The organism is Streptomyces sp. NPDC012474 (assembly GCF_042955185.1).
Classification (GTDB): domain Bacteria; phylum Actinomycetota; class Actinomycetes; order Streptomycetales; family Streptomycetaceae; genus Streptomyces; species Streptomyces cahuitamycinicus.
Window position 1 is genome coordinate 243078 of record NZ_JBIBEP010000009.1, and the last position, 25726, is coordinate 268803.

27 protein-coding genes, 1 tRNA gene and 1 pseudogene are annotated in these 25726 nt (G+C 70.7%); 16 read left to right on the forward strand and 13 right to left on the reverse strand.

The features are described 5' to 3' along the window. Positions 1 to 116: 116 nt before the first annotated feature. From ACFY9S_RS21585 to ACFY9S_RS21610, 6 genes are all read right to left on the reverse strand, one after another. Entirely contained in the window at positions 117 to 1592 is a 1476-nt protein-coding gene (locus ACFY9S_RS21585) for a penicillin-binding transpeptidase domain-containing protein (RefSeq protein WP_391130936.1), read from the reverse strand. Beyond that, positions 1589 to 2953, reverse strand: a complete 1365-nt coding sequence (locus ACFY9S_RS21590) for an FtsW/RodA/SpoVE family cell cycle protein (protein ID WP_391130939.1) — start codon at positions 2951 to 2953, stop codon at positions 1589 to 1591. The genes ACFY9S_RS21585 and ACFY9S_RS21590 overlap by 4 nt, the downstream gene beginning before the upstream one ends. A 52-nt stretch (positions 2954 to 3005) precedes the next feature. Continuing rightward, positions 3006 to 3509, reverse strand: coding sequence for an SH3 domain-containing protein (locus tag ACFY9S_RS21595; RefSeq protein ID WP_391130942.1), 504 nt, complete (start codon positions 3507 to 3509; stop codon positions 3006 to 3008). A gap of 113 nt (positions 3510 to 3622) precedes the next feature. Further along, positions 3623 to 4882: an ATP-binding protein gene (locus tag ACFY9S_RS21600; protein ID WP_391130945.1), complete on the reverse strand. Its 1260-nt coding sequence runs from the start codon at positions 4880 to 4882 to the stop codon at positions 3623 to 3625. Continuing rightward, positions 4879 to 5658, reverse strand: a complete 780-nt coding sequence (locus ACFY9S_RS21605) for a hypothetical protein (RefSeq protein WP_391130948.1) — start codon at positions 5656 to 5658, stop codon at positions 4879 to 4881. The genes ACFY9S_RS21600 and ACFY9S_RS21605 overlap by 4 nt, the downstream gene beginning before the upstream one ends. 155 nt (positions 5659 to 5813) lie before the next feature. After that, entirely contained in the window at positions 5814 to 6317 is a 504-nt protein-coding gene (locus tag ACFY9S_RS21610) for a dual specificity protein phosphatase family protein (protein ID WP_245936739.1), read from the reverse strand. A gap of 119 nt (positions 6318 to 6436) precedes the next feature. Here ACFY9S_RS21610 and ACFY9S_RS21615 point away from each other — a divergent pair, with 119 nt between their 5' ends. Further along, on the forward strand, positions 6437 to 7240 hold the full coding sequence (locus ACFY9S_RS21615) for an NERD domain-containing protein (RefSeq protein WP_391130951.1): 804 nt from the start codon (positions 6437 to 6439) through the stop codon (positions 7238 to 7240). 200 nt (positions 7241 to 7440) lie between these two features. Here the strand turns inward: ACFY9S_RS21615 and ligD are convergent, their stop codons facing one another. Then, positions 7441 to 8322, reverse strand: coding sequence for a non-homologous end-joining DNA ligase (gene ligD / locus ACFY9S_RS21620; protein WP_391130954.1), 882 nt, complete (start codon positions 8320 to 8322; stop codon positions 7441 to 7443). A 54-nt stretch (positions 8323 to 8376) separates the two neighbouring features. On the opposite strand from ligD, the gene ACFY9S_RS21625 reads away from it, so the two are divergent. Together ACFY9S_RS21625 and ACFY9S_RS21630 are read left to right on the forward strand one after the other, a co-directional pair. After that, on the forward strand, positions 8377 to 9405 hold the full coding sequence (locus ACFY9S_RS21625; RefSeq protein WP_391131188.1) for a Ku protein: 1029 nt from the start codon (positions 8377 to 8379) through the stop codon (positions 9403 to 9405). A 47-nt stretch (positions 9406 to 9452) separates the two neighbouring features. Next, positions 9453 to 10373, forward strand: coding sequence for an MBL fold metallo-hydrolase (locus ACFY9S_RS21630; RefSeq protein WP_391130957.1), 921 nt, complete (start codon positions 9453 to 9455; stop codon positions 10371 to 10373). 45 nt (positions 10374 to 10418) lie between these two features. Here ACFY9S_RS21630 and ACFY9S_RS21635 read toward each other — a convergent pair whose 3' ends face one another. Beyond that, positions 10419 to 10868, reverse strand: a complete 450-nt coding sequence (locus ACFY9S_RS21635; protein WP_391130960.1) for an Asp23/Gls24 family envelope stress response protein — start codon at positions 10866 to 10868, stop codon at positions 10419 to 10421. A gap of 204 nt (positions 10869 to 11072) precedes the next feature. Between ACFY9S_RS21635 and ACFY9S_RS21640 the strand changes: the two genes are divergently transcribed. Beyond that, a complete protein-coding gene (locus tag ACFY9S_RS21640) occupies positions 11073 to 11516 on the forward strand; it encodes a hypothetical protein (protein WP_391130962.1) in 444 nt (147 codons plus the stop codon). Positions 11517 to 11632: 116 nt separating this feature from the next. Here ACFY9S_RS21640 and ACFY9S_RS21645 read toward each other — a convergent pair whose 3' ends face one another. Continuing rightward, positions 11633 to 12136 carry a DUF5994 family protein gene (locus tag ACFY9S_RS21645; RefSeq protein ID WP_391131191.1) on the reverse strand — a complete coding sequence of 168 codons (504 nt, stop codon included), beginning with the start codon at positions 12134 to 12136 and terminating at the stop codon, positions 11633 to 11635. A 253-nt stretch (positions 12137 to 12389) separates the two neighbouring features. On the opposite strand from ACFY9S_RS21645, the gene ACFY9S_RS21650 reads away from it, so the two are divergent. The 5 genes from ACFY9S_RS21650 to ACFY9S_RS21670 all read left to right on the forward strand — a co-directional run bounded on the left by ACFY9S_RS21650 (position 12390) and on the right by ACFY9S_RS21670 (position 16235). Beyond that, a complete protein-coding gene (locus tag ACFY9S_RS21650) occupies positions 12390 to 13052 on the forward strand; it encodes a DUF5994 family protein (protein WP_391130965.1) in 663 nt (220 codons plus the stop codon). Positions 13053 to 13057: 5 nt separating this feature from the next. Next, positions 13058 to 13324 (forward strand): hypothetical protein, encoded by a 267-nt coding sequence (locus ACFY9S_RS21655; RefSeq protein ID WP_391130968.1) that lies wholly within the window; start codon positions 13058 to 13060, stop codon positions 13322 to 13324. Further along, on the forward strand, positions 13321 to 13599 hold the full coding sequence (locus tag ACFY9S_RS21660; RefSeq protein ID WP_391130971.1) for a hypothetical protein: 279 nt from the start codon (positions 13321 to 13323) through the stop codon (positions 13597 to 13599). The genes ACFY9S_RS21655 and ACFY9S_RS21660 overlap by 4 nt, the downstream gene beginning before the upstream one ends. A 333-nt stretch (positions 13600 to 13932) precedes the next feature. Then, a complete protein-coding gene (locus tag ACFY9S_RS21665) occupies positions 13933 to 14847 on the forward strand; it encodes a phytanoyl-CoA dioxygenase family protein (RefSeq protein ID WP_391130974.1) in 915 nt (304 codons plus the stop codon). Positions 14848 to 14999: 152 nt separating this feature from the next. Further along, a complete protein-coding gene (locus ACFY9S_RS21670; RefSeq protein ID WP_391131194.1) occupies positions 15000 to 16235 on the forward strand; it encodes an IS701 family transposase in 1236 nt (411 codons plus the stop codon). A gap of 37 nt (positions 16236 to 16272) precedes the next feature. On the opposite strand, the gene ACFY9S_RS21675 is transcribed toward ACFY9S_RS21670, so the two are convergent. The 3 genes from ACFY9S_RS21675 to ACFY9S_RS21685 all read right to left on the reverse strand — a co-directional run bounded on the left by ACFY9S_RS21675 (position 16273) and on the right by ACFY9S_RS21685 (position 17634). Next, complete coding sequence (locus ACFY9S_RS21675; protein WP_391130977.1) at positions 16273 to 16782, reverse strand: PHP domain-containing protein; 510 nt, start codon at positions 16780 to 16782, stop codon at positions 16273 to 16275. Positions 16783 to 16960: 178 nt separating this feature from the next. Further along, positions 16961 to 17374: a DNA-binding protein gene (locus ACFY9S_RS21680; protein ID WP_391130980.1), complete on the reverse strand. Its 414-nt coding sequence runs from the start codon at positions 17372 to 17374 to the stop codon at positions 16961 to 16963. Then, on the reverse strand, positions 17371 to 17634 hold the full coding sequence (locus tag ACFY9S_RS21685; protein ID WP_391130983.1) for a CopG family transcriptional regulator: 264 nt from the start codon (positions 17632 to 17634) through the stop codon (positions 17371 to 17373). Before ACFY9S_RS21685 ends, ACFY9S_RS21680 begins: the two co-directional genes overlap by 4 nt. A gap of 296 nt (positions 17635 to 17930) precedes the next feature. Here ACFY9S_RS21685 and ACFY9S_RS21690 point away from each other — a divergent pair. After that, positions 17931 to 18167 (forward strand): annotated as a pseudogene (locus ACFY9S_RS21690) (site-specific integrase); the annotation flags it as partial. 160 nt (positions 18168 to 18327) lie between these two features. Here ACFY9S_RS21690 and ACFY9S_RS21695 read toward each other — a convergent pair. Further along, positions 18328 to 18399: transfer RNA gene (locus ACFY9S_RS21695), tRNA-Arg, on the reverse strand. Between the two features lie 115 nt (positions 18400 to 18514). Between ACFY9S_RS21695 and ACFY9S_RS21700 the strand changes: the two genes are divergently transcribed. The 6 genes from ACFY9S_RS21700 to thrB all read left to right on the forward strand — a co-directional run bounded on the left by ACFY9S_RS21700 (position 18515) and on the right by thrB (position 25460). Then, entirely contained in the window at positions 18515 to 19096 is a 582-nt protein-coding gene (locus ACFY9S_RS21700) for a response regulator (protein ID WP_391130986.1), read from the forward strand. Positions 19097 to 19199: 103 nt separating this feature from the next. Then, complete coding sequence (gene nrtL, locus ACFY9S_RS21705) at positions 19200 to 20246, forward strand: ArgS-related anticodon-binding protein NrtL (protein ID WP_391130989.1); 1047 nt, start codon at positions 19200 to 19202, stop codon at positions 20244 to 20246. 16 nt (positions 20247 to 20262) lie between these two features. Next, positions 20263 to 21654 (forward strand): diaminopimelate decarboxylase, encoded by a 1392-nt coding sequence (gene lysA, locus ACFY9S_RS21710; protein WP_391130992.1) that lies wholly within the window; start codon positions 20263 to 20265, stop codon positions 21652 to 21654. A 157-nt stretch (positions 21655 to 21811) separates the two neighbouring features. Continuing rightward, entirely contained in the window at positions 21812 to 23104 is a 1293-nt protein-coding gene (locus tag ACFY9S_RS21715; protein WP_102908197.1) for a homoserine dehydrogenase, read from the forward strand. 6 nt (positions 23105 to 23110) lie between these two features. Beyond that, positions 23111 to 24169: a threonine synthase gene (gene thrC / locus ACFY9S_RS21720; RefSeq protein WP_391130996.1), complete on the forward strand. Its 1059-nt coding sequence runs from the start codon at positions 23111 to 23113 to the stop codon at positions 24167 to 24169. A gap of 361 nt (positions 24170 to 24530) precedes the next feature. Beyond that, complete coding sequence (gene thrB, locus ACFY9S_RS21725) at positions 24531 to 25460, forward strand: homoserine kinase (RefSeq protein WP_391130999.1); 930 nt, start codon at positions 24531 to 24533, stop codon at positions 25458 to 25460. Positions 25461 to 25726 lie beyond the last annotated feature (266 nt).

Below are 25726 nucleotides of genomic sequence, written 5' to 3' on the forward strand. Positions count from 1 at the left end.
TAGCCCCGTCTCATCGACCGGTCGGTGCTCGCGTCATCCGCCGGTCGTCCCGCTGTCCGCCGGCCGGCGCTCGCGTTGTCCACCGGTCGTTGCCTCTCCAACCGGTCGTCGCGTCCTCAACCGGTCGGGTGCTCGCGGGAGTTCAGTACCGCCTCCATCACCGCCCGCGCGATCGGCGCCGCGTCACCGCCTCCGCTGATGTCCCCGCGCTCCGCCTCCGCGTCCTCCACGACGACCGCGACCGCCACCCGCGCTGCCAGGTCGCGCTCGCCCTGCGCCCAGGAGGCGAACCAGGCGTACGGCGTCCCGGAGTTGCCGAGGCCGTGCTGGGCGGTGCCGGTCTTGCCACCGACCTTGGCGCCGCGGATGGCGGCTTTGCGTCCGCCGCCGGTCTCGACCACGTCCCGCATCATCGCCCGCAGCCGGACGGCGGTGGACGGGTACATCGCCTGCCGGATCGCCCGCGAGCCGGCCGTCGCGAGGGTGCTGCCGCCCGGCCGGGTCGTGCGCTCCACCAGGTACGGGTCCCGCACCTGGCCGCCGTTCGCCACGGCCGCCGCGACCATCGCCATCTGCAGCGGTGTGGCGCGGGTGTTGTACTGGCCGATCGACGACAGGGCCAGCTGGGCCTTGTCCAGGGTGGTGTCGAACGTGGACCGGGCCACCGGGAAGGGGATCCGCAGCTCCCCGTTGCCGAACCCGAAGGCGCGCGCCGTGGCCGTCATGTCCGTCACGCCCACCTCCACACCGAGCTTGGCGAACACCGTGTTGCAGGAGAGGGTGAAGGCCTCGCGCAAGGAGGCGTCCGCGCAGCCCTTCGACGCGTTGGTCAGGCGCGTCCGCGTTCCGGGCAGCCGGTAGGGGTCGGGGGAGTCGGTCGGCGCTTCGAGGTCCGTGACCACACCGGCGTCCAGCGCGGCGGCCGCGGTGACGACCTTGAAGGTCGAGCCCGGCGGATACGTCTGCCGGACCGCCCGGTTGAGCATCGGGCGGTCCCTGTCCGCGTTGAGCCGCGTCCAGGCCCGCGCCGCGGCCGAGCCGTTGCCGGACAGCGGCTGGGGGTCGTAGGACGGGGCGGACACCAGGGCCAGGATCCGGCCGGTCGACGGCTCCAGCGCCGCCACCGCTCCCTTGCGGCCCGCGAGCCCCTTGAACGCGGCCTCCTGCGCGGCCGGGTGGAGGGTCGTGACGACGTCTCCGCCGGCGTTGCGCGCCCGCGTGAAGTCGTTCCACAGCGGGAACGGCGCCAGCATCGGATCCGCGCCGGACAGCACGCCGTCCTCGGTGCTCTCCAGCAGGGTCGTCCCGTAGAGCTGGGAGGCGAAGCCGGTGACCGGGGCGTACAGCGGGCCGTCGGTGTAGGTCCGTTCGTAGCGCAGGTGCTCGCGGGTGTCCCTGGAGCCGGTGACGGGCCGCCCGCCGACCAGGATGTCCCCGCGCGGCTGCTCGTAGCGGGTGATGTCGGGGCGCCGGTTGCCCGGGTTCCGGTCGTACGACGGTGCCTGGACGACCTGGACGCGGGCGGCGTTCACCAGCAGCGCCACCAGCAGCAGGACGCAGAAGTAGCCGGCGTGCCGGATGTGCCGGGTCACCGGGCGTCCTGCCCGTCGTCATCGCGCCGGGCCGAGTCGCTCACCCGGACCAGCAGCGCCACGATCGCCCAGTTGGTGACCACCGACGAGCCGCCCTGCGCCAGGAACGGCATCGCCAAGCCGGTCAGCGGGATCAGCCCGGTCACCCCGCCCGCGATCACGAACACCTGGAGCGCCACCAGCGAGGCGAGGCCGACCGCGAGCAGCCGGCCGAAGGGCTCGCGCTGCGCCAGGCCCGCCCGGAAGCCGCGCTCCACCAGCAGGCCGTAGAGGAGGAAGACGGCGGCGATGCCGGCCAGGCCGAGTTCCTCGCCCGCGGTGGCCAGGATGAAGTCCGACTTCACGGCGAAGCCGATGAGGTACGAGTGGCCGAGTCCGAGGCCCGCGCCGAGCAGGCCGCCCTCCGCGAAGGCGAACAGCGACTGGGCGAGCTGGTTCGCGCCCTCGCCCGCCTCGATGGAGGCGAAGGGATGCAGCCAGGTCTCGATCCTGCCGTGCACGTGCGGCTCGAGCCGGCCGACGGCGACCGCACCCAACGCGGCCAGCAGAAGGCCGACCGCGATCCAGCCGGTGCGGCCGGTGGCGACGTAGAGGAGCACCACGAACAGGCCGAAGAACAGCAGCGAGGTGCCGAGGTCGTGCTCCAGGATCAGCACGCCCACACTCACCAGCCAGACGGCGACGATCGGGCCGAGGACGCGGCCGGTGGGGAGCTGGAGCTTCCAGACGCGGCGGCCGGTGTAGGCGAGCGCGTTGCGGTTCGCCGCCAGGTACGCGGCGAAGAACACCGCCAGCAGCACCTTCGCGAACTCGCCCGGCTGGATGGAGAACCCGGCGATCCGGATCCAGATACGGGCCCCGTTCACCGCCGGGAACAGGATCGGCAGCGCGAGCAGGACCAGGGCCGCGACCACACAGACGTACGTGTAGCGCTGGAGCACCCGGTGATCGCGCAGCAGCAGGACGACGAGGATGAACAGCGCCACGCCCAGGGTCGACCACACCAGCTGGGCGGGTGCCGCCCGGTCCCCCGGGGTCTCCAGGTCGAGCCGGTAGATCAGCACCAGGCCGAGTCCGTTGAGGAGCACCCCGATGGGCAGGAGCAGCGGGTCGGCGTACCGGGCCCGCAGCCGTACCGCCAGATGGGCCAGCAGCGCCAGTACGCCGAGCCCGGCGCCGTAGCCCGCGGCACCGGGCGGAAGCGCTCCGTGCCGGGCGAGGCCCACGGCGCAGTAGCCGTACACCGACAGCAGGACGGCCAGCACGATGAGGGCGAGTTCGATGCCCCGGCGCCGGGGGAGGCGGCGGACGGCGGGCGTGGGCGGTTCCGCCGTCGCCACGGTGATTCCGGCCTTGCTCATGTCCGGAACCTACCCAAACAGTGCGTCTTGTGTGCCTTTGGGTGACCGAGTGTCAGCACCAGCGTGGCGCGGGGCCGATGTTGTCGATGTACCGGGCCGCGCCCCAGGCCCAGGTGCCGTCCGTCAGCAGGTACCAGAGCGGATTGCCCTGCACGGTCTCGCCGCCCGTCTTGCAGAAGATCTTGACGACGTCGCCCCGGTGGGCGAACCGGATGATCTGCGAACCGCGGTTCGGAGCGCTGCGCAGCGCCAGCGTGTCCGCCGTGACGACGCCCTCGTAGAGGCGCTGGTCGTGGTGGCCGTTCCCGCCGCTGCCGTTGCCGCCGCTGCCGTTCCCGCCGTTGCCGTTGCCGTTGCCGTTCCCATTCCCGCCGTTGCCCTCGTTGCCGTTGCCGCCGTTCCCGCCGCTGGGGTCGTATTGGCTGTTGCCATTGCCGCCGTTGCCGTTGCCGCCGCTCGGGTCCCAGTCGTCCTGGGCGGCGGCGGGCGTGACGGCGGCCGCGGCGGCGAGGAGCCCGGCGGCGGTGGCTATGGAGAGACGGGTGCGCAGGGACATGGGGGTACCTCCATGGATGGGCGAGGGTGCCGAAGCTGACTTATCGCCACATTAGGAGCGCCCAGGGGGTGTCGCCCCTCACGCTGGGCCATAGGAGAACGCGCCGCGGGCCCTCACTCCGCCGCCAGCTTCAGGGTGGCCACCGCCCCGCCCTCCGGAGCGTTCGCGAACTCCAGCCGCGCCCCCAGCACCTCGGCCTGTCCCCGTGCGATGGTCAGCCCGAGCCCGTGCCCCCGTGTACCGCCCTCCGTGCGGAACCGCTGCGGCCCGTGGGTGACCAGGTACTCCGGGAACCCGTCCCCGTGGTCGCGAACGGTCACCACCGGACCGTCCACGGTCAGCACCACCGGACCCCGTCCGTGCTGGTGGGCGTTGGCCACGAGGTTGCCCAGCACCCGCTCCAGCCGCCGCCGGTCCGTCTCCACGGACACATCCCGTACGACCCTGACCTCCGCGCCGTTCCCGGCGGCCCGCACCGTCCGCTCGGCCAGCGGCCCCAGTCGCTCCGTGTCCAGTTCCAGCCGCTCCCGGCCGGTGTCCAGCCGGGAGATCTCCAGCAGGTCCTCGGTGAGCGTGCGCAGCGCCGCCACCCGGTCGCGGACCGGCTCTGTCGGACGGCCCGGCGGCAACAGCTCCGCCGCCGCGTGCAACCCGGTCAGCGGCGTGCGCAGTTCGTGCGCGACATCCGCCGTGAATCGTTGCTCGGCCAGCAGCTTGCCCTGGAGCGAGGCCGCCATGGAGTCCAGCGCGGCGGCGACCGCGGCCACCTCGTCCTGAGGGCCGGCCTTCGTGCGCGGGCCCGTGCCGGGGCCCGTGCGGGGGTCCTTCACGCGCGCGTCCAGATCGCCCGCGCTGATCCGCCGCGCGACCAGTGCCGTGGTGTGCAGTCGCCGCGTCACCCGCGTCACAGCGAACGCCCCGACCAGCAGCGTCGCCCCGATCGCCAGACCCGACGACCACAAGATCGCCCGGTCCAGACCCTCGATCGTGCGGGCCTGCTGCGAGTAGTCGACCGCGACGGCCAGCGCTCGCTCGCCGTCGACGGGACCCGCCGCCCACATCGTGGGATGTCCCTCACGTTCGGCGACCATCGTGCCGCGGTCCCCGGCCACCGCCAGGTCCCGCAACTCCCCGGGCAGCCCCGGCGGATCCACCCCGGCGCCCCGCCGCAGCGTGTCCCCGGCCTCGTACCGCTCCGTCGCCTGCGTCAGCCGCTGCAGCGCCTGGTCGCGGGCCTGGCCGACGGTCTGGTTCGTCACCTGCACGTGCACCAGGACGCCGAGCAGGGCCGCCAGGGCGCAGCACATCACCGTGATGAAGGCGGCGGCCTTCGCGGCGAGCGTCCCGGACCACTGGGGCAGCCCGGGCCTCATCCGCCGCTCACCGAGGCAGAACCGGACGGGGAGGCGGACGAGGAGAGGGAGGGGGACGGGGTGGCGATGGGGGAGGCCGACGGATGCCGGGAGTGCTTGCGCGGGCCGGTGCGCAGCATCTCGTCGTGGGTGAGGAGCATGGCCCGCTGGTCCCGGTCCCAGGTCCACTGCAGGCGGTACTCGTACCCCGCGACCTCCGACGGCGAGCGGATCACCAGGGAGCGCCCGGCCAGCTCGACGCCGCTGAGCGCGTCCTCCCAGGCCATCACCTGCACCAGCCGGTGCTTCTCGACGGTGTAGACGCGGACCGCGGTCGTCTTGCCGGGCAGCAGAGGGAAGCCCAGCGTCAGATCGTCGTGCCCGTCGCCGGTCAGATCCCGGTAGTACGGCTTGAGCACAGGGCACGTCCCGTGTCCAGGGCCCTTCGCGCACTCGGCCATCCCGCGCTTCGTGCCGCGGTAGGGCGCCTTGGCGCCGTCGTACTCGCCGGGGTGCCGGGCGATCTCGGCCTGGACGATCCCGACCGGGTCCACCCGGCGGATGTCGTCGCCGGGCACCTTCACCCCCTCGACCACCTCGGTGTTCACCTCGCCGATCTCGAAGGCCGGGCTGGACGCCGGGGTCAGCTCCGGCCAGAGCCGGGCCGGTCCCTGTGCCGTCGGGGTCGAGCCCGCGCCCTCCAGCCCTCCGGCGTCCCCGCAGCCCACGGCGGCGGCCAGCAGGAGGGCGACGACGGCGAGGCGACGGGCGGCCTGTCCGGGGCGGCTGAGGGGCACTGCACTCCTGGCGTTCGGGGATGATGACGCGGGCGGACGCGACCGTCGGCCGCGTACACCTTATTCGTAGGGAAGTCCCATTTGCGCGAGAGGGTGGCCGGACGTGTGCGGCCGCGGGCGGGAAGGCGTACGGGTGCCGGGTGTACGGGTGCCGGTTACTCGGTGAGCTCCTCCAACAGCCTGGCCGTGGCCAGCCCGGCCCGCAGGTACTCGACGAACAGCTCGTTGTGCAGCGCCCAGGACGAGCGGCGGTCCCGGATCAGCCGGATCGCCGCCTCCGCGGAGCTGCCCTGGCGCATCAGCGCGTGCGCGACCACCAGGCCGGAACGGTTGTACCCGTGGTAACAGCGGACGAGCACGCTGCGGCCCTCGCTCATCGCCTCGCACGCCGCCTCGGCCAGCCGGATCACCCCGGCGAGCTGTGTCCCGTCCAGCGGCCCGTCGGGGATGGGCCACACCTGGTGCCGCACGCCGGGATCGGGCCCGTGCCCCGGCAGCCGCAGCAGCGTCTGCACGAGATCGAACTCGTTCCGCACGACGGCGAACTCCAGGTGCCCCAAGGCCCCGGTGTACTCGTGACCGCCCATCCAGAGCCCGGGGACGACCTCGCTCCACGCACTCTCCGGAGCGGGCACGTCGGGTTTACTGCGGGTACGCAACGGCGCCTCCCCACGATCACCGCCCGAGGGTCCGCGGGCAGGCCCAACTCCTCTCCAAGGTAGCCGGGTTCTTGCCCCCGCAGCACCCCGCCTGTTCCCATGGAATGGGGTGATGGTGCATGAACGGACTGCGCGTCATACCGACCTGGCGGCACGGCCGGGAGCGGCTGTACGTCTGCCTCCCGGACGGCGGGAACATCGCCTGGTACGACCGTGAGGCCGCCCGGGTGAACCTGCTCGTCCAGGACCGCGAGGACGACGTCATGCGGGCCCTCGGCCCCTTCGTCACCGGCCCCGTGACCGTGGGGCCGCCCCCGGTGCCGACCCCCGCCGAACTGGCCCGCCTCACCCTCCACCCCGACGACGACCTGGCCCCCAACCGCCCCGGCGAGGCCCTCATCGTCGCCCTCGACCGTGACCCCGGCCCCACGCACCGGCTGCGCCCCGACCCGCGCCGCAGGGCCCTGGCCGCCGAGCAGACGGTCGGCGACGCCCTGGACCGCCTCGACGGCGCGGGCTGGCACGCCCTGCACTCGGTGCCACTCCCCGGCGGCGACCGCATCCACCACCTGCTGATCGGCCCCGGCGGCCTCTACTCCGTCCACACCCTCCACGCCCGCAAGCAGCGCGTCAGCGTCGCCGACCCCATGATCACCCTGGGCCGCCGCGACCCCCAGCCGCTCCTGCGTCGCCTCCGCACCGACGCCGACCGCGCCTCCTACGCCCTGACGGCGGAGGTCCGCCCGGTGCTCGCCCTGGTGGACCCGGGGATGCTCTCGATCCCCACCGCCCCCCGGACGGTCCACGTCCTGACGGCCCCGGAGGTGGAGGGCCTGTCCCAGCGGGGCGGGGTCCTGAAACCGGCAGACGTGGAGGCGCTGCACGCGATGGCCCGCGACCGGAACACGTGGACGCGGGTGTGAGAGACGTGGGGTTGAGGGACGCGGGTGTGAGGAACGCGGGTCGGGGACGCCAGTTGAGGGGCGCGGGTGTGAGGAACCCGGGTCGGGGACGCGTGTGAGGGACGCGGGTTGAGGGGCTCGGCCGGTACCGGCCGGGCGGGACACGCCAGCACCTGCACCCGGCCAGGGCGATCCCCGTCAGGAGTCCGCCGGCGGTCCGGCTACGGGAGCGTCCCGGCCGTGTCCGTGTCCAGCAGGGGAGCCAGCAGGTCGCCGTAGTCCTGGACCCGCGGGGCGATGTCGGCCGCACGGAAGTCCAGCCGGCCGGGTGCGCGGCACTCCTCGACCTCCTCCCAGGTCACCGGGGCGGAGACGGTCGGCTCGGGGCGGGCCCGGAGGGTGTAGGGGGTCGCCGTGGTCTTGCGGGCGGCGTTCTGGCTCCAGTCGACGAAGACCTTCCCCGGACGCAGGCTCCTGGTCATCCGGTGCAGGGCGAGGCGTGGCATGGCCTTCTCGGCCTCGACGGCGAGTGCCTTGGCGTACTCGGACACCCGCTCTGAGGACGCTCCCCGCACGGCGGCGAGCAGATGCAGCCCCTTCGAGCCGGAGGTCTTGGCGTAGGTCTCGATGCCGTCGCGCGCGAGCCGGTCCCGCAGCCACAGCGCGACCTCGCAGCACTGCACGATGCTCGCCGGCGCCCCGGGGTCGAGGTCGAACACGATCCGGTCGGCCTCGTCCGGGGTGTCGACGAGCCACTGGTGGGTGTGGAACTCGGCCACGAGGTTCGCCGACCACATCAGGCTCGGCAGGTCCTGCACCAGGACCATCCGCGAGGGCCCCTCGACCCGTGGCACCTCGGCGGTGGTGACCCACTCGGGCGTACCCGGCGGCACGTTCTTCGTGAAGAACACCTGCCCGTCCGGGCCGTCCGGATACCGCAGGAAGGACACCGCCCGGTCCCGCAGATGGGGCAGCAGGACCTCGGCGACGGTCGCGTAGTAGTGCAGCACCTCGCCCTTGGTGAAGCCGGTGGCGGGATACAGCACCTTCTCCAGATTGCTGAGAGCGAGCCGTCGCCCCTCCACCACTGTGATAGGCGCCATACGATAAGAATCCCATGCAAACCGTGACGAACGCTCCCGAGCGTGACCGGAAGGGTGCAGCACGTGAGATCCATATGGAACGGCGCCATCTCGTTCGGCCTGGTCAGCATCCCGATCAAGCTGGTGAACGCCACCGAGAGCCACTCGATCTCCTTCCGCCAGATCCACACCGAGGACGGCGGCCGCATCCGCTACCGCAAATTCTGCGAACTGGAGGACCGCGAGGTCACCCAGGGGGAGATCGGCAAGGGCTACGAGGACGCGGACGGCACGATCATCCCCATCACCGAGGAGGACCTGTCCAGCCTGCCCCTCCCGACGGCGAAGACGATCGAGATCGTCGCCTTCGTCCCGGCGGACCGCATCGACCCGCTGCAGATGGACGCCGCGTACTACCTCCAGGCGAGCGGCGCCCCGGCGGCGAAGCCGTACACGCTGCTGCGCGAGGCGCTGAAGCGCAGCAACAAGGTGGCGATCGCCAAGTTCGCCCTGCGTGGCCGCGAGCGCCTGGGCATGCTCAGGGTCGTCGGCGAGGCCATCGCCATGCACGGCCTGCTGTGGCCCGACGAGGTCCGCGCCCCCGAGGGCCTGGCCCCCGACACCGACGTCACCGTCCGTGACCAGGAACTGGATCTGGCCGACGCACTGATGGACACCCTGGGCGAGGTCGACCTGGAGGACCTGCACGACGAGTACCGCGAGGCGGTGGAGGAGGTCATCGCCGCGAAGGCGTCCGGCGAGGCCCTGCCCCAGGCCCCGGAACCGGCCACGGGCGGCAAGGTCCTGGACCTGATGGCAGCCCTGGAGAGCAGCGTCCGCGCGGCCCGCGAGTCCAGGGGCGAGGAGGCCGAGCACGCCGAGGTCAAGTCGCTCCCGCAGCGCAAGACGGCCCGCACGGCCCCCAAGCAGACCGGCGGCAAGAAGTCGACGTCCACCGCGAAGAAGACGGCGGCCAAGAAGACCACGGCGGCGAAGAAGACGACGTCCAAGTCGGGCCAGGGAACGACCAAGAAGACGGCGTCGAAGAGCACCGCCAAGAAGACGACGGCGAAGAAGTCGACTCCCCGCAAACGCTCGGCCTGACGCCCTCCCGCGCGGGCACGCCCCTCCAAGGGAGACCGGCGAGTGCCATGCCGCAGCCCAGGAACCACCACGACCACCATCACCTCACCGGTGACGACCACCATCACCTCACCGGTGACGACCACCATCACGTCACCGGCGACGCGATCGACATCCACTTCATCGGCAACGCGACGGTGCTGCTGTCGTACGGCCCGCTCACCCTCCTCACCGACCCGAACTTCCTGCACCGAGGGCAGTACGCCTACCTCGGCCACGGCCTGGTGAGCCGCCGCCTGACCGAACCGGCCCTCGACGTGCACGAGCTGCCCCGTCTCGACGCGGTCGTGCTGTCGCATCTGCACGGCGACCACTGGGACCGCCGCGCCCGCCGGCACCTGGACCACACGGTGCCGATCCTGACCACACCGCACCCGGCCCGCCGCCTCAGGACCGTGCACGGGTTCCACCGCACGGCAGGACTGCGCACCTGGAAGGCGCTCACCCTCCAGCGCGACGGCGTCGAGGTCACGGTCACCGCCCTGCCGGGCCGGCACGCCGGTCAGGCGGCGCTGCGCAGGCTGCTGCCGCCGGTGATGGGAAGCATGCTGGAGTTCGGCCCGGCCGGCGGACCGCCCCGTATGCGGCTCTACATCTCGGGCGACACGCTCGTCTACGACGGCCTCGACGAGATCACCGAACGCTTCCCGGCCGCCGATCTCGCCGTCCTCCACCTGGGCGGCACGCGCCTGTCCGGGGGCTTCGTGGTCACGATGGACGGCGCCCAGGGGGCCGAACTCGCCCGTCGTCTCGACCCCCGGCTCGTGCTGCCCGTGCACTACGGGGACTACACGGTGATGCGTTCGCCGCTGTCCGCCTTCCTGGCCGAGGCCGATGCCATCGGCCTCGGCGACCGGATCGTCCACTGCGGCCACGGTGAGCACGTGCGCGTACCGTGCGGCCTCGGGGCGGCCCCGGAGGTCTACTGACTCAGAGGTCTGCCCCGGACGTCTACTGACCCCGGACCCTCGGCCTCAGGCCACCCGCCTGCTCTCCTGCTGCTCGGACTCGTCCTCCTCCTCGTCCGGCAGGTGGACGTCGTCGACGGCGATGTTGACCTCCACGACCTCCAAGCCCGTCATCCGCTCCACCGCGTTGACGACGTTGGTCCGGATGTCCGCCGCGGTGTCGGCGATGGCGGCGCCGTACTCGACGACCACATCCAGATCGACGGCGGCCTGGCGCTCGCCGACCTCGACCTTCACCCCCTGGGTGACCCCGGTGCCCCCGCCCGGCACCCGCTGACGCACAGCCCCGAAGGCCCTGGTCACTCCTCCGCCGAGGTTGTGCACCTCGGGAATCTCCCGGGCCGCCATACCCGCGATCTTCGCGACGACCGTGTCCGCGATGGCGGTGCTCCCGCGAGTTCCGGGAGCGCCCTTTCCGTCCTGGGATGCGTTCCTGCGCTGAGTGGTCTCCGTCATGACCGCCACCTCGATGATCGATGAGGGATGAGCAGCATCGTTCCCCTCCACCGTAGAACAACGGTGCATATGGGGCGAAAGTGGCGTTCTATTCTCCACGTGCCTCACTGTTCCCGGGTGAGGCCGCTCGCGTCTCGCCGCGCGCACGCTGAGAAGGGCACGAGGTTGGCGACAGGGGGGCGACAGGGGAACGAGGCAGTCTGCATGACCACCACGCACCCGGACAGCGCCCGTACGTCGCTGCGGGAATGGGCCACCGGCGTGACCGTCTTCGCGGCCATCATGCTCATGATCGGCGGCATTCTCGACCTCATGCGCGGCATCGCGGAGATCGCCGCGGGCGACATCTTCGTCCCGACGCGGAACTACGTCTTCGCGTTCGACCTCACGGCCTGGGGCTGGATCCACCTCACCCTGGGCGTGGTCGCCTTCGTCGTCAGCTTCGGCCTGTTCATGGCGGCGACCTGGGCTCGCGTCCTCGGCGTGGGCGTCGCCGGCCTCGTCATCATCGCCCACTTCCTCTCCCTGCCGTACTACCCGGTCTGGTCGATCGTGATGATCACCGTCTCGGGCTTCGTCATCTGGGCCTTGTGCGTGATGAGGAAGGACGACGTGTTCGTCCCGTTCGAGAGCCCACCGAACACATAGCGGCCGGGAGCCAAAGTCGTGGCAGATGGATGCTGTTGGGCTGAGAAGCTCTCGCTCGGCGTCTTGCGGGAGGCGGGTACGAACGGCCCTGGCTCCGGATCAGGACGTGGTCTGGATCAGATGGTGGCCGGTCCGTCGTTCCTGGGGTGGGCAGGGTCGACGACGGCGACCAGGAGCTGTGATGCCTTGGTCATGTTGTCGACGCCGACCGCTCGGGCCATGGCGGCGTGTGCGGCCTCGGTTGTGGTGTCCGGGGGGACCAGCAGCAGCGTGAAGTGGTCGTTGTGGCCGCGGGTGATGAGGACGGTGTCGTCTCCCACCGGGTCGGAGTCGAGGTGCACGACGCGGCCGTCGATGACCAGGCGGGTCGGAAGACCGTTCCAGGCGGACGCGTCGAGTCCGACGCGCGTGATGGGACCGAGGTGCTCGGTGAGGGCCGTGACCAGGGCGGGCAGCTCGGTCGCGATGTCTCTGGAACGCGGCCACCACGCGCCGTCGAGGATCCCCGTCCGGGACGGTGTGGTCTCCAGCCGCAACAGAGCCGTGCCCTGTCGCACCGCCTGATGGAATCCGTCCGGCAGAAGCAGCGGGGCAGAGTGGGAAACGTCGGAGTCAGCCATCATGGTCCGCCCCTCTCGGAAGCACGGCCGCATGTGCGCCGGCAGCGCCGATCCGGCGCACGCCTTGCCGGGTACGCGGCCGTGGTGGTTTCACGGTACTCCCCGGAGCAGGTGATGAAACGGTTCGGGCCCTCGTGCAGGAGTAGAGTCGAAGGACCGGGAGCATTTCGAGCCCCAGCAATTCACGCAGGTGCCGTTCCCGGCGATCACCGAACACCGGGGTGCCGACAGGCGGCCCGGGGACGGGTTCGCCATGACCACCATCCTCGGCCCCACCACCCGACGCGACCACGTTCCAGGGCTTCCGGTGCGTCTGTCGCTGACATCGAAGACCACACCGGCGGGCCGGCTCGACGGCGCATGGTGGCCCTACACCCGGGACCTGAGCGCCGAGCTGCCTCCGCTGACGGCCGCCCTCGCCGCATCACGGGGCCGGATCACGCGCGTCACCGTGAGCCCCGCCCGCTGGCCCGTCATCCCCCGCGAGGTGGTTGTGGACGGCCGCAGCGTGCACGTCGGACGGTTCACCGAACGGGAAGCGGACGATCTGCTCCTGGAACGGGAAGCGGACGATCTGCTCCTGGAACGGGAAGCGGACGATCTGATCCTGGAACGGGAAGCGGACGATCTGATCCTGCTCTCCTGCGCCGACGGCCGCTGGGACCTCTCGGTGATCCCGCCGGCGACCCGTCCCGCTGCCGCAGACCGGTTGATGGCCGCGACAGCGATCCCTGGGAGCGTCCTCAAGGCGGATGCCCTCATAGCCGGCGAGGCCGCCGCCGGGCGCGGCATGCGGCGCAGCCGGAACCAGGAGGACACCTGGGAGGCCGAGGGCGGGGCGTGCATGTCGCCCTACGGGTATCCGACCGGGCCGCGCGTCATCCCTGAGCCCGTGCCCGGGGAATGGCAGGGGTGACAGGCATGGAGACCGGGGTTTTCATCGCGGCGTTCCTCATCGCCATCGTCCTGGGCGTACGCCTGATCCAACTGCTCAACGCCCAGCACGCCGCACGCATCGCCGCCCACCACTACAGCGACGCCCTGCCCGGTGTCGGCAGACGTCGCCGCAAGCGCCCCAGGCCGGAGTCCAGGCCCGCCGCGGCGGTCGACCACACGGACACGGCCCGACCGCACGGGCATTCCCGCACCGGTGCCACGACTCCAGCCGAAAGGACAACACCCTCTTGAGCACGATCAGGACCGACATCGAGACCCTGCCGTCTGATGGACAGGCAGAAGTCCGTATCGTCGCCGCTTCCCCGGAAACCGCCCGTGCGGTCGCCGAGGTCCTGCGCCACTGCTTCGCCGGCACGGAGCAGCGCAGCTACCCGGCCCCGGGCGGCGGCACCCGGCTCCACCTCACGGTCGACACCGAAACCGCCGCCGGACCGGCCCGTTCGTGGTTGACCAGCAGCAGATCACCCGTCGGCAGCCGCACTCAGATCCACGCCGACGAAGCCTGACGGCCGGCGGTCTCTGCCTGGCTGGACGCGGCGGGCCTTGAGTTCCCGTCGATGACGACGACAGGTGTTTGTTGTGGAGCCGGACCGCAAGCGTTCGGGCCAGACGTTGCCTGGGTCAATTGCACCGAGCATGCCGTGGTGCAGAGCTTTCCAGCGGAGGTCGCCTTAGTACTCCAGCTGTAGATCGTGATCACGCTGTCTGGTGGGCCGGTCGAGCTTCAGGAGCGGCGATGGTTCCGGCTCGGTCTGGAGTTGGCAACTGTCTGCCCCAGAGGTGTACTTGGTACCCGAAAACCGCTTGCCTGCGTCAACCGCCGTGATGATCCTGGCTCGATGGACCTCGAAGAAGCGGCGCAAGCGTGGCGTGAAGACGGCTTCGTCATTCTCCCTGGCTTCATCCCACCCGATGAGCTGAAGCCCGCGGCAGGTGAACTGGACTTGCTCTTCCCCTCCGCTGAGGGGTTCCACGACGCAACCGATGCACGACGCGAGCGATTCATCGGCGACCAGTTCGCCGGGATCGACTACTTCCCGTTCGCCAGCACGGAGATCAGCCTGCTGGCTGTGAACCACCGGGTCCTGACGCTCGCCGAGACGCTGCTGGAAGACGACGACATCCAGATCTCCGGGGCGGAGACCTGGGCGAAGTACGCCGGTGCCAGCGACTACGACCAGGACCTGCACTGCGACTATCCGGGCCATACTCTTCTGGTGCCCAGCACTGCGCCCGGCTTCCGCCAGCTGGAGATGTTCGTGTACCTGGCGGACGTGCCCGAGGAACTCGGCCCGGCGCACCTTGTCTCGCGGAAGCACACGGCCGACCTCCCCGCCGTGCCCGACAGGCATCTGCGGCCCGGCCTCGAAAGCAAGAGCCGCTTCCAGGACGGCAGCGGCAGCCCGCACCTGTACGAAGCGGAGGTGTCCGCAGCCGGTACTGCCGGGACAGTCGTCGCCTTCGAGATCGGCACCGTCCATCGCGGAACAGCCATGACCGCGCCGCGCGGCGCCCGGTTCACCATGCACTTGAACTTCCGTCCCTCCGGAGTCCAGTGGGGTCAGCGTCGGGGCTGGGCCTACTCCGCCATCCAGGAGGACTGGTTCACGTTCGTCGAGCGGGCCACACCGCGCCAGCTCCAGGCATTCGGGTTTCCGCCGCCCGGACATCCCTACTGGACCCCGGAGACGATGGCCGGGATGGCGCTGCGGTATCCCGGGCTCGACCTCACGCCTTGGCGCCAGCCTGGCTGACACCCTGCCTCATCACGTGGCTTGACGATGGGGCCGGTGCGGGGGCGATCGCGGCCACCGTTGATCATCGGGGTGTGAAGACTGAAAACCATGCGGTGGCCGCAGGTCACAGCGTGGACCCCACTCTTTGGCAGGAGTCTTTCGAGGTCCTGATGGGCCGAATCGCGGGCCGCTTCGCCCGGGTGGAGCCACGGCGCCGAGCTCGACGGCTGGTGCTCGGACTCCTGTCGGACCTGCCGCGAAAGAACTGCTGGACGATCGCTGAGTGGGCCGGGGAGTCCACCCCGGACACCATGCAGCATCTGCTCAGCCGGGCCAAGTGGGATGCCGACGCCGTCCGTGACGACCTACGGGGCTATGTGGTGGAGCACCTGCACGACGAGCGGGCGGTGCTGGTGGTCGACGAGACCGGCGACGTCAAGAAGGGCACCGGCACGGTCGGCGTCCAGCGCCAGTACACCGGCACCGCGGGCAGAATCGAAAATGCCCAGGTCGCCGTCTACCTCGTCTACGCGGGACGGCGCGGGCACGCCGCGGTAGACCGGGAGCTGTACGTTCCGCGTTCCTGGACCACCGACCCCGACCGCTGCCGCGCCGCCGGACTCGGTGAGGAGGCCACCTTCGCCACCAAACCGGAACTGGCCGCCCGCATGGTCGCGCGGTTCCTGGACGGCGGCCACCGAGCCGTCTGGGTGGCCGGCGACGAGGTCTACGGCGGCAACCCGAGGCTACGGACCACACTGGAGGAACGCGGCACTGGCTACGTCCTCGCGGTGGCCTGCTCGCACGAAGTCACCACTGGCGCCGGGAGGTTCCGCGCGGATGCCCTGGCCAGAAAGGTGCCCAAGCGGGCCTGGCAGAAGTTGTCGGCAGGGACCGGGGCCAAAGGACACCGATTCTACGACTGGGCCGTTATCGGCCTCGTCGACCCATGCGCCGGAAGACGGCAGCTGCTGATCCGCCGCAAGCGCGGCACGGGCGAACTCGCCTACTACTGCTGCTACTCGCCCGTCCCGGTGCCGCTGACCGAACTGGTGCGGGTCGCTGGATCAAGGTGGCGGGTAGAGGAATTCTTTCAGGCGGGAAAGGGTCTGGCTGCCCTGGATGAACACCAGGTCCGCCGCTACGTGTCCTGGTCGCGCTGGGTGACCCTTGCCATGCTCGCACATGCCTTCCTGGCCGTCGTCCGCGCCGACGAACACTCACACCACCCCGCACCGGGCGGCCTCATCCGGCTGACCTGCAACGAGATCCAACGCTTGTTCATCACCCTCGTGGTCCGCACAGTCCACGACGCCGACCATCTGCTCGGCTGGTCCGACTGGCGACGCCGCCACCAAGCCCGATCCCAGGCCAGCCACTACCGGCGACAAGCCGCTCAAGCATGAAGATCACCATCTACAGCTGGAGTATTAGAGCGTCTCCTCAGACGCGATGCCGTTGTCTGTAAGGGCATGGGGGAGCGATCGCAAGCCACTGATCCGGTAGGTCATCAAGGATCTGGCAGAGGGTGTGCCCTGCTGATGCGGGCTGATTGGTTGCAGGGCTGAAAGCGGGGGTGGTCGTCATTGAATCCGCACTTTGGGCGAGCAGCATGTCGATGTCCCGGGCCGTTCGATCGAGATCGCCGATGAGGATGAGGCGTGCTCCATCGGCGCCAGAAGCGGTCGTAACTTCGACACCGGGGAAGACCACGACACCGTGGCGGTCTCCCGCGGCCTGCAGGTCCGGTAGCCAGTCGCCGGTGTTGTGGTCGGCGAGGGCGATCACTTCGACGCCCTGTTCACGCAGGCGGATCATGTAACGATCCGCGAAGTCGGCACGATCCTCCGGCGAGGAGAAGTCAAAGCTACTTCCAGCCGGCAACCGGAACTCTTGTGCGGGCGTCGCGACCTGAAGGTCGCACTTGTACCAACGAGACGCTGTAATCACCACTCTCAACCGGGTGCCGCGAACTCTTCAGCTCGCGGGCGTAGTCGAGAAGGATTCTGGTACATGCGAGACCGGGGTCATCTGTTGTGCGGATTGGCCCTGCTTCTTCTTGTGGTCTACGTAGCCGTTCAACGAGAATCTTGCATTACCGAATGCTTGTTCGGAACTTGCTGGGTGCTGGTCAAATCTTCATGACGGTGGCGCGTCCGCCACAGAGAGCGGTGAGGTCCTCCGGGTCGGAGGTAAGGATCGTGACTGGGGCGGGGGCGGCGAGGGCGGCGGCGCTGAGTATGGCGTCGATAGCGTATTTGTGGCCGTGCAGTCCGGCGTCGGCGAGGAGGATGGCGGCGTGACGGGCGATGGGTTCGGTGACCGGTTCGACGATAAGGCGGGACAGCGTCCACTCCAGGGCCGGCCGGTTGATCCTGGGGTGGACCACCTCGACGAGGGTTGCCGCAGAGGTGATCACTCGCAGGTCGTCGGCGCGTGCGAGGGCGAGCCAGCCGGTGACCGTGCGATCGCGCAGCACGGCCTTGGCCAGCCCTTCGCTGTCCAGGACGAGGGAGCCACCAGGGACGGCGGGAGAGCGGGTCACGCAGCGTTCGCCCCGTCCTGCGTCTGCTCCAATCGCGCCTGGTGGAGCTGGTCGCGGAGGGTCTGCATCTCCTCGTCCGTGACGGGCCCGTGCTCGGCCTCGGCGACCTGGATGAGCTCGTTCAGATTGTCGCGTTCGATCTGACGGGCCACGGCGGCGGCCACGTAGGCGGACAGCCCGGAGGGGCCGCTGCGGGCCTTGGCGGCTTCGGCGATGTCGCGCGGCATAGTGATGGAATACTTGCCGGTAGGCTCACTCATGCCACTCATCCTACCCCTCATCCTCTTGGTGGGCGTGGGAATCCCACCTTGCAGATAGATCCCCCATGGCTCGCCTTGTTGACTTGCGCGTTACCTGGCATGTCAGAGGGGTGGTGGACGTCATGAGGAGTTCGAGATCGCAGACACACGGCGTTCCCAAAAGGTGAAGTGGTGGCAAGACCGTGATTGTGGCGCGGGCCGGCAGAAACACTTCCGCGGGAAGTGCGACGGAAGTCAGGGCGCTAGCGGACGAGCTCGGCGCCGCGCTGCTCCGAGCGGTCCGACTCGGCGCCGCTGATGCTCGGCTCCTCGCGCTTCCGCCGGCTGTCGCGGCTTCGCCGCTCACGAGTCGGCCGTACGACCTCCGCCACTCGGCGCTGTCGACGTCGCTCAACGCCGGTGTCGACCCGGCCGAGGTGGCCGAGCGCGCCGGCAATAGCGTGGAGGTCCTGCTGACCCGCTACGCGAAGTGTCTCGACGGACGGCAGGATGTCGCCAATCGGCGTATCGAGGATCAGCTGTCCGTCCGCTGAAAGCGCCGGTCACCTGCGGCGATGCTCCAAGATCCCGTGTGCGCCTCGTCCACAGCCCCCGACATACGGCCGCACCGGGCCGCACACGCCTGCACACACACGAAGACCCCGCGCTCAGCGTCTCCGCTGATGACGGGGTCTTTGGGCACCTCATACAGGGTGCCCCCGGCAGGATTCGAACCTGCGCACACGGCTCCGGAGGCCGTTGCTCTATCCCCTGAGCTACGGGGGCGTGTCCGTCGCGTTGCTCGCGGCGACGGGTAGAACACTACCAGCTCCGGCGGGGTGGTCATGAACGGGTTTCCGCTGTCCGGGGCGGGGTTGCAGGTCGCCCGGTCGGGGTGGAAGTGGGGAAAACCCGGACGCGATGGCAGGGGCCGACCTACTCTCGAGTTGTGCCAGGCGCGTCGGGCCGGGTGCTTGTTGTGGACGACAACAAGGTCATCCGGCAGTTGATCAGGGTCAACCTCGAGCTTGAGGGGCTGGAGGTCGTGACCGCGGCCGATGGTGCCGAGTGTCTTGATGTCGTTCATCAGGTGCGGCCCGATGTCGTGACCCTCGATGTCGTCATGCCCCGGCTGGACGGGATCCGGACAGCCGCTCGCCTCCGCGCCGATCCGCGCACCCGCGACATGCCCCTCGCCATCGTCAGCGCCTGCGGTCACCACGAGGTCGAGGCCGGACTCGAAGTGGGCGTCGACGCGTTCCTCGCCAAGCCCTTCGAGCCCGCCGAACTGGTCCGCATGGTGCGTCAGTTGGTCGATCGGGCCCGGGCCGAGGGCCGGCAGCGCAGCGGCGCCCGGCCGAAGGAACACGCGACGGAGCGCACAAGGGAACACGCAACGGATCGCGCGAACGAACACGAGAAAGAACACGCCCGGCAAGCCGAGGAGCAGACCAAGGAAGTGGATCTACCCGCCGTGCCGTAGGCGAGTGACTCCTGCGCAGCCTGGCGCAGGCGCCGCGTCCACATCCCGGACCGGGCGGAAACCGGCTCGCATACCCACCCCCTTCCTCCCATACGCTTGTCCCGTGACCCCCGCCGAGCTCTCCCGTACCGTGCTGCACGCCGTGCGCCGCGCTGTCGACGAGGGTGAGCTCAGCGTGACCGTGCCGGAGCGGGTCGTGGTCGCTCCGCCGGGCCCCGGGGGCTGCGGCGACTACGCCACCAGCATCGCCCTCCGGCTGGCCCGCGAGGCAGGGCGGGCGCCGCGTGACGTGGCCGAGATGCTGCGGGCGCGGCTCCTCGACGAGCGGCGGTTCGCCGACGTCGTCGTCACCGGGCCCGGCTTCGTCAATCTCAGCCTGCACAGCACCGCCTCCGCCGACCTGGTCGGAGAGATCCTGCGGCGCGGGCGGCGCTACGGGCACACGACGACCGGGTTCAGCGGGACGGCTCTCAAGATCTACTGCCGGGCAGAGGTGCGTGCCGTCGTGGTCACGGACGTGGTGGCCCGTCTGGCGCGCAGCCAGGGCGACTTCGTCCGGGTCGTGTGCGACGGCCGGCCCGCCCCGGAGTGGAAGTCCGTCCTCGGTGCGGATGTCAGTACCCGGGGGCCGCGGTTCATCCCCGACCGGACCGTCACCGTATGTCCTGTCCCCGCCCCAGCCGACCCCCTGCCCCTCGGGCGGGACGCCGGCCGCTGGGCGCTGCTGCACCCCGCCGCCCACGACCGGCCCCGGATCCCCGGTGATCACCTCGTCCAGCGGGAGGGCAACCCCCTCTTCCGCGTCCGGTACGCCCACGCCCGCACCCGGGCCCTCGTGCGCAACGCCGCCGACCTCGGCTTCCACCCCGAGCCCGGTCCCGTGAGCGAAGCGGAAGCGCTGGTCGCCGTACTCGGCGACCACCCCCGCGTCCTCGCCGCCACCGCCACGCATCACACCCCCGACCGCCTGGCCCGGCACCTCCTCGCCGTCGCCGATGCCGCGATGCCCCTGCTCCCCGCCGTGCTGCCCCTCGGTGAGGAGAAACCCTCGGCCGCCCACCGTGCCCGGCTCGCGCTCGCCGAAGCCGCCGGGACGGTGCTGGCCGGCGGCCTGTCCCTGCTCGGTATCGACGCTCCCGACCATCTCTGAGAGACACGTACAGATCATGAGCCGTTCCGCACACCCCGCCGGGCCCCGTCACGCCGATGTCCTTCCCGAGGGCCACTACTCCGCCCCGCCCGCCGACCTCAACGCGCTGGACCCCAAGGTGTGGGCCCAGACCGTGACGCGTGACGAGGACGGGGTCGTGACCGTCGGAGGCATCCCCGTCACCCGGCTCGCCGAGGAGTTCGGCACCCCCGCCTACGTCCTCGACGAGGCCGATTTCCGGGCCCGCGCGCGTGCCTGGCGCACCGCCTTCGGGACCGGCGCCGACGTCTTCTACGCCGGCAAGGCGTTCCTCTCCCGCGCCGTGGTGCGCTGGCTCGACGAGGAGGGGCTGAACGTCGACGTCTGCTCCGGCGGCGAGCTGGCCACCGCCCTGTCGGCCGGCATGCCCGCCGACCGCATCGCCTTCCACGGCAACAACAAGTCTGTCGACGAGATCACCCGGGCTGTCGACGTCGGCGTCGGGCACATCGTCCTCGACTCCTTCCAGGAGATCGTCCGCGTCGCGCACATCGCGCAGAGCCTCGGGAAGCGGCAGAAGGTCCTCATCCGCATCACCGTCGGCGTCGAGGCCCACACCCACGAGTTCATCGCCACGGCCCACGAGGACCAGAAGTTCGGCATCCCGCTGGCCGGCGGGCAGGCCGCCGAGGCCGTACGCCGGGCCCTGCAGCTCGACGGTCTTGAACTGGTCGGCATCCACAGTCACATCGGGTCGCAGATCTTCGACATGTCCGGGTTCGAGGTCGCCGCGCACCGGGTCGTCTCGCTGCTGAAGGCCGTCCGCGACGAGCACGGCGTGGAGCTGCCGGAGATCGACCTCGGCGGCGGGCTCGGCATCGCGTACACCAGCGACGACGACCCCCGCGAGCCGCACGAGATCGCCAAGTCCCTCACTGAGATCGTCAGCCGCGAGTGCGAGGCCGCCAAGCTGCGTACTCCTCGTATCTCCGTCGAGCCGGGGCGCGCCATCGTCGGCCCGACCGCCTTCACGCTCTACGAGGTCGGCACCGTCAAGCCCCTCGACGGGCTGCGGACGTACGTCTCCGTCGACGGCGGCATGTCGGACAACATCCGCACCGCGCTGTACGACGCGGAGTACAGCGTCGCGCTGGTGTCGCGCACCTCCGACGCCGAGCCGATGCTCGCCCGCGTCGTCGGCAAGCACTGCGAGAGCGGGGACATCGTGGTCAAGGACGCGTTCCTGCCGTCCGACCTGGCACCGGGCGACCTCCTGGCCGTACCGGCCACCGGCGCGTACTGCCGGTCCATGGCCAGCAACTACAACCATGTGCTCCGCCCGCCGGTCGTCGCCGTCGACGGTGGTGAGGCGCGGGTGATCGTCCGCCGCGAGACGGAGGAGGACCTGTTGCGTCTCGACGTCGGCTGACCGGCGGAGGGCGGCATCGGCGGGCGGCGGAAGATCTCCTGTCCGCCGCCCCCGCGCACATGAAATAGACATCTCACGATCCGGACTAGGGGCAGAAACTCCCGTCCGGTGAGTGAGACTGGTTCCACCGTTGACGGTAAAGAGGAAACGAGGTCGGATGATGCGTACGCGTCCGCTGAAGGTGGCGCTACTGGGCTGTGGAGTGGTCGGCTCAGAGGTGGCGCGCATCATGACGACGCACGCCGACGACCTCGCGGCCCGGATCGGGGCCCCGGTGGAGCTCGCGGGCGTGGCCGTGCGGCGGCCCGACCGGGTGCGTGAGGGCATCGCCCCCGAGTTGGTCACCACCGACGCCACCGCCCTGGTCAAGCGCGGCGACATCGACGTCGTGGTGGAGGTCATCGGCGGCATCGAGCCCGCGCGCAGCCTCATCACCACCGCCTTCGAGCACGGCGCCTCCGTCGTCTCCGCCAACAAGGCGCTGCTCGCCCAGGACGGGGCCGCCCTGCACGCCGTCGCCGAGCAGCACGGCAAGGACCTCTACTACGAGGCCGCCGTCGCCGGTGCCATCCCGCTGATCCGGCCGGTGCGCGAGTCCCTCGCCGGCGACAAGATCAACCGGGTGATGGGCATCGTCAACGGCACGACGAACTTCATCCTCGACGCGATGGACTCGACGGGCGCCGGCTACCAGGAGGCCCTCGACGAGGCCACCGCGCTGGGGTACGCGGAGGCCGACCCGACCGCCGACGTCGAGGGCTTCGACGCCGCCGCCAAGGCCGCGATCCTCGCCGGCATCGCCTTCCACACGCGCGTGCGCCTCGACGACGTCTACCGCGAGGGCATGACCGAGGTGACCGCGGCCGACTTCGCCTCCGCGAAGGAGATGGGCTGCACCATCAAGCTGCTCGCCATCTGCGAGCGGGCTGCGGACGGGGCGTCCGTCACCGCACGCGTGCACCCGGCCATGATTCCGCTGAGCCATCCCCTGGCCTCCGTCCGCGGCGCCTACAACGCCGTGTTCGTCGAGTCCGACGCCGCCGGGCAGCTCATGTTCTACGGCCCCGGAGCGGGCGGTTCCCCGACCGCCTCCGCCGTGCTCGGTGACCTCGTCGCCGTCTGCCGCAATCGGCTCAGCGGCGCGACCGGACCGGGCGAGTCCGCCTACGCCGCGCTGCCGGTGTCTCCGATGGGCGACGTCGTCACGCGGTATCACATCAGCCTCGACGTGGCTGACAAACCGGGCGTTCTCGCCCAGGTCGCGACCGTCTTCGCCGAGCACGGAGTCTCGATCGATACGGTTCGCCAGTCGGGGAAGGACGGCGAGGCCTCCCTCGTCGTCGTCACGCACCGTGCGTCCGACGCCGCCCTCACCGGGACCGTCGAGGCGTTGCGCAAGCTCGACACCGTGCGTGGTGTCGCCAGCATCATGCGGGTTGAAGGAGAGTAACCAGCAATGACCCACCAGTGGCGCGGAATCATCGAGGAGTACCGGGACAGGCTGCCCGTCTCAGACAGCACGCCGGTCGTGACGCTCCGTGAGGGCGGCACGCCCCTCGTGCCCGCGCAGGTGCTCTCCGAGCGCACGGGCTGCGAGGTCCACCTCAAGGTGGAGGGTGCGAACCCGACCGGTTCCTTCAAGGACCGGGGCATGACCATGGCCATCACCCGGGCCAAGGAGGAGGGCGCGCAGGCCGTCATCTGCGCCTCCACCGGCAACACGTCGGCCTCCGCCGCCGCCTACGCCGTACGGGCCGGAATGGTCTGCGCCGTGCTCGTGCCGACGGGCAAGATCGCGCTCGGCAAGATGGGCCAGGCCCTCGTGCACGGCGCGAAGATCCTCCAGGTCGACGGCAACTTCGACGACTGCCTCACCCTGGCGCGCGGCCTGAGCGACAACTACCCCGTGGCGCTGGTCAATTCGGTCAACCCGGTACGTATCGAGGGTCAGAAGACGGCCGCCTTCGAGATCGTGGACATGCTCGGTGACGCGCCCGACGTCCACGTCCTGCCGGTGGGCAACGCGGGCAACATCACGGCCTACTGGAAGGGCTACACGGAGTACGCCGCCGACGGTGTGGCGACCCGCACCCCGCGGATGTGGGGCTTCCAGGCCTCCGGCAGCGCCCCGATCGTGCGCGGCGAGGTCGTCAAGGACCCCTCGACCATCGCCACGGCCATCCGCATCGGCAACCCGGCTTCCTGGCAGTACGCGCTGGCCGCGCGGGACGAGTCGGGCGGTTTCATCGACGAGGTGACGGACCGTGAGATCCTGCGCGCCTACCGGCTGTTGGCGTCCCAGGAGGGCGTCTTCGTCGAGCCGGCGTCCGCCGCGTCCGTCGCCGGTCTGCTGAAGGCAGCCGAGCAGGGCAAGGTCGACCCGGGGCAGCGGATCGTCTGCACCGTCACCGGCAACGGGCTGAAGGACCCCGACTGGGCCGTCGCCGGTGCCCCGCAGCCGGTCACCGTACCCGTCGACGCGGCGGCCGCGGCGGAGCGCCTGGGTCTCGCCTGAGGGCGCTCGAACCAGCCTGACGTGCGCCGATGCCCCGAGCGCCGGTGGTGCGCCCGACAGGTTCCGGCGTAAGACGGCGCCGGCCCGGGGAGAATCCCTACGGGGGGTGCACAGGGGGCTTACGACACGCATCGTGCGCCTCCTGTGCGCCCTATGTCGCCACAGAACCTTCCTTCGATAGGCTGTACTGAACCCGCCCGCCGCATATGCCTCCGCAGGGAGCACGGTGCCGCGCCGTCTCCGCGGCCGGGACAGCCGCCGGCCAGCCCGGTCGGCAGCGGCCCCCAGGGTTCTCGTACGCCCTCGAATGTCCACTGAACGTCATTCGACAATCACGCAGCTCAAGGAGAGTCATCGAGCGATGGCCGGTCCAGCGTTCCGCGCCGCCGCCGTCCGGGTGCGCGTCCCCGCCACCAGCGCCAACCTCGGCCCGGGCTTCGACGCCCTCGGCCTCGCGCTGGGCTTGTACGACGACGTGGTCGTCCGGGTGGCCGACTCCGGGCTGCACATCGACATCGCGGGTGAGGGCAGCGAGACCCTCCCGCGCGACGAGCAGCACCTTCTCGTACGGTCCCTGCGCACCGCCTTCGACCTGCTCGGCGGACAGCCGCGCGGTCTGGAGATCGTCTGCGCCAACCGCATTCCGCACGGCCGGGGCCTCGGCTCCTCCTCGGCGGCCATCTGCGCCGGCATCGTCGCCGCCCGCGCCGTGACCATAGGGGCAGACGCGAAGCTCGACGACACCGCGCTGCTCGAACTCGCCACCGAGATCGAGGGCCACCCCGACAACGTCGCGGCGTGCCTGCTGGGCGGCTTCACGCTGTCCTGGATGGAGGGCGGCGCGGCGCGCGCGATCAGGATGGAGCCCGCGGATTCCATCGTTCCGGTGGTTTTCGTGCCCGGGAAGCCGGTCCTCACGGAAACCGCGCGCGGACTGCTGCCGCGCACCGTGCCGCACGTCGACGCGGCCACCAACGCCGGCCGCGCCGCCCTGCTCGTCGAAGCGCTGACGCGCCGCCCCGAACTTCTGCTGCCCGCCACCGAGGACCGCCTGCACCAGGAGTACCGCGCGCCGGCCATGCCCGAGAGCGCGGCACTGGTGGAGCGGCTGCGGGGCGACGGCATCCCCGCTGTCATCTCCGGGGCCGGGCCGACGGTCATGGCGCTGGCCGACGAGGAGACGGCCGCCAAGGTCGAGGCTCTGGCGGGCGCGGACTGGGCAGCGAACCGGCTGCGCCTCGATCAGCAGGGCGCGAGCGTGCTGCCGCTCGCCGCCTCCGGTGACATCTGAAACCGCGCGGTTGCCGGATTTCGAGAGGGGGAATGTTTGTTGGATCCGGTAGTGTTAACCTCAAGTCTGCACCCGACCCCACCATGGCGAGGTGCCTCGTGTCCCCGTCCGGGACAGACATTCTTCCGGGAGCCCCCCAAGCCGCACTGTGTTCCGTACGTCGGACCGTACGCCGTACAGGCACACTGAGCGGGGCGCAGGGCACGCTCCGGAACCGGTGCGACCACGCCGCGTGACACTGACACTGGGTGCCACGGCTCAAGGAA

Excerpts from the sequence above, each read along its gene's own strand:
- ACFY9S_RS21590 (WP_391130939.1), bottom strand. The coding sequence starts at position 2,953 with ATGAGCAAGGCCGGAATCACCGTGGCGACGGCGGAACCGCCCACGCCC.
- ACFY9S_RS21595 (WP_391130942.1), bottom strand. The coding sequence starts at position 3,509 with ATGTCCCTGCGCACCCGTCTCTCCATAGCCACCGCCGCCGGGCTCCTC.
- ACFY9S_RS21600 (WP_391130945.1), bottom strand. The coding sequence starts at position 4,882 with ATGAGGCCCGGGCTGCCCCAGTGGTCCGGGACGCTCGCCGCGAAGGCC.
- ACFY9S_RS21615 (WP_391130951.1), top strand. The coding sequence starts at position 6,437 with ATGAACGGACTGCGCGTCATACCGACCTGGCGGCACGGCCGGGAGCGG.
- ligD (WP_391130954.1), bottom strand. The coding sequence starts at position 8,322 with ATGGCGCCTATCACAGTGGTGGAGGGGCGACGGCTCGCTCTCAGCAAT.
- ACFY9S_RS21630 (WP_391130957.1), top strand. The coding sequence starts at position 9,453 with ATGCCGCAGCCCAGGAACCACCACGACCACCATCACCTCACCGGTGAC.
- ACFY9S_RS21635 (WP_391130960.1), bottom strand. The coding sequence starts at position 10,868 with ATGACGGAGACCACTCAGCGCAGGAACGCATCCCAGGACGGAAAGGGC.
- ACFY9S_RS21640 (WP_391130962.1), top strand. The coding sequence starts at position 11,073 with ATGACCACCACGCACCCGGACAGCGCCCGTACGTCGCTGCGGGAATGG.
- ACFY9S_RS21645 (WP_391131191.1), bottom strand. The coding sequence starts at position 12,136 with ATGGCTGACTCCGACGTTTCCCACTCTGCCCCGCTGCTTCTGCCGGAC.
- ACFY9S_RS21650 (WP_391130965.1), top strand. The coding sequence starts at position 12,390 with ATGACCACCATCCTCGGCCCCACCACCCGACGCGACCACGTTCCAGGG.
- ACFY9S_RS21655 (WP_391130968.1), top strand. The coding sequence starts at position 13,058 with ATGGAGACCGGGGTTTTCATCGCGGCGTTCCTCATCGCCATCGTCCTG.
- ACFY9S_RS21665 (WP_391130974.1), top strand. The coding sequence starts at position 13,933 with ATGGACCTCGAAGAAGCGGCGCAAGCGTGGCGTGAAGACGGCTTCGTC.
- ACFY9S_RS21670 (WP_391131194.1), top strand. The coding sequence starts at position 15,000 with ATGGGCCGAATCGCGGGCCGCTTCGCCCGGGTGGAGCCACGGCGCCGA.
- ACFY9S_RS21685 (WP_391130983.1), bottom strand. The coding sequence starts at position 17,634 with ATGAGTGAGCCTACCGGCAAGTATTCCATCACTATGCCGCGCGACATC.
- lysA (WP_391130992.1), top strand. The coding sequence starts at position 20,263 with ATGAGCCGTTCCGCACACCCCGCCGGGCCCCGTCACGCCGATGTCCTT.
- ACFY9S_RS21715 (WP_102908197.1), top strand. The coding sequence starts at position 21,812 with ATGATGCGTACGCGTCCGCTGAAGGTGGCGCTACTGGGCTGTGGAGTG.
- thrC (WP_391130996.1), top strand. The coding sequence starts at position 23,111 with ATGACCCACCAGTGGCGCGGAATCATCGAGGAGTACCGGGACAGGCTG.
- thrB (WP_391130999.1), top strand. The coding sequence starts at position 24,531 with ATGGCCGGTCCAGCGTTCCGCGCCGCCGCCGTCCGGGTGCGCGTCCCC.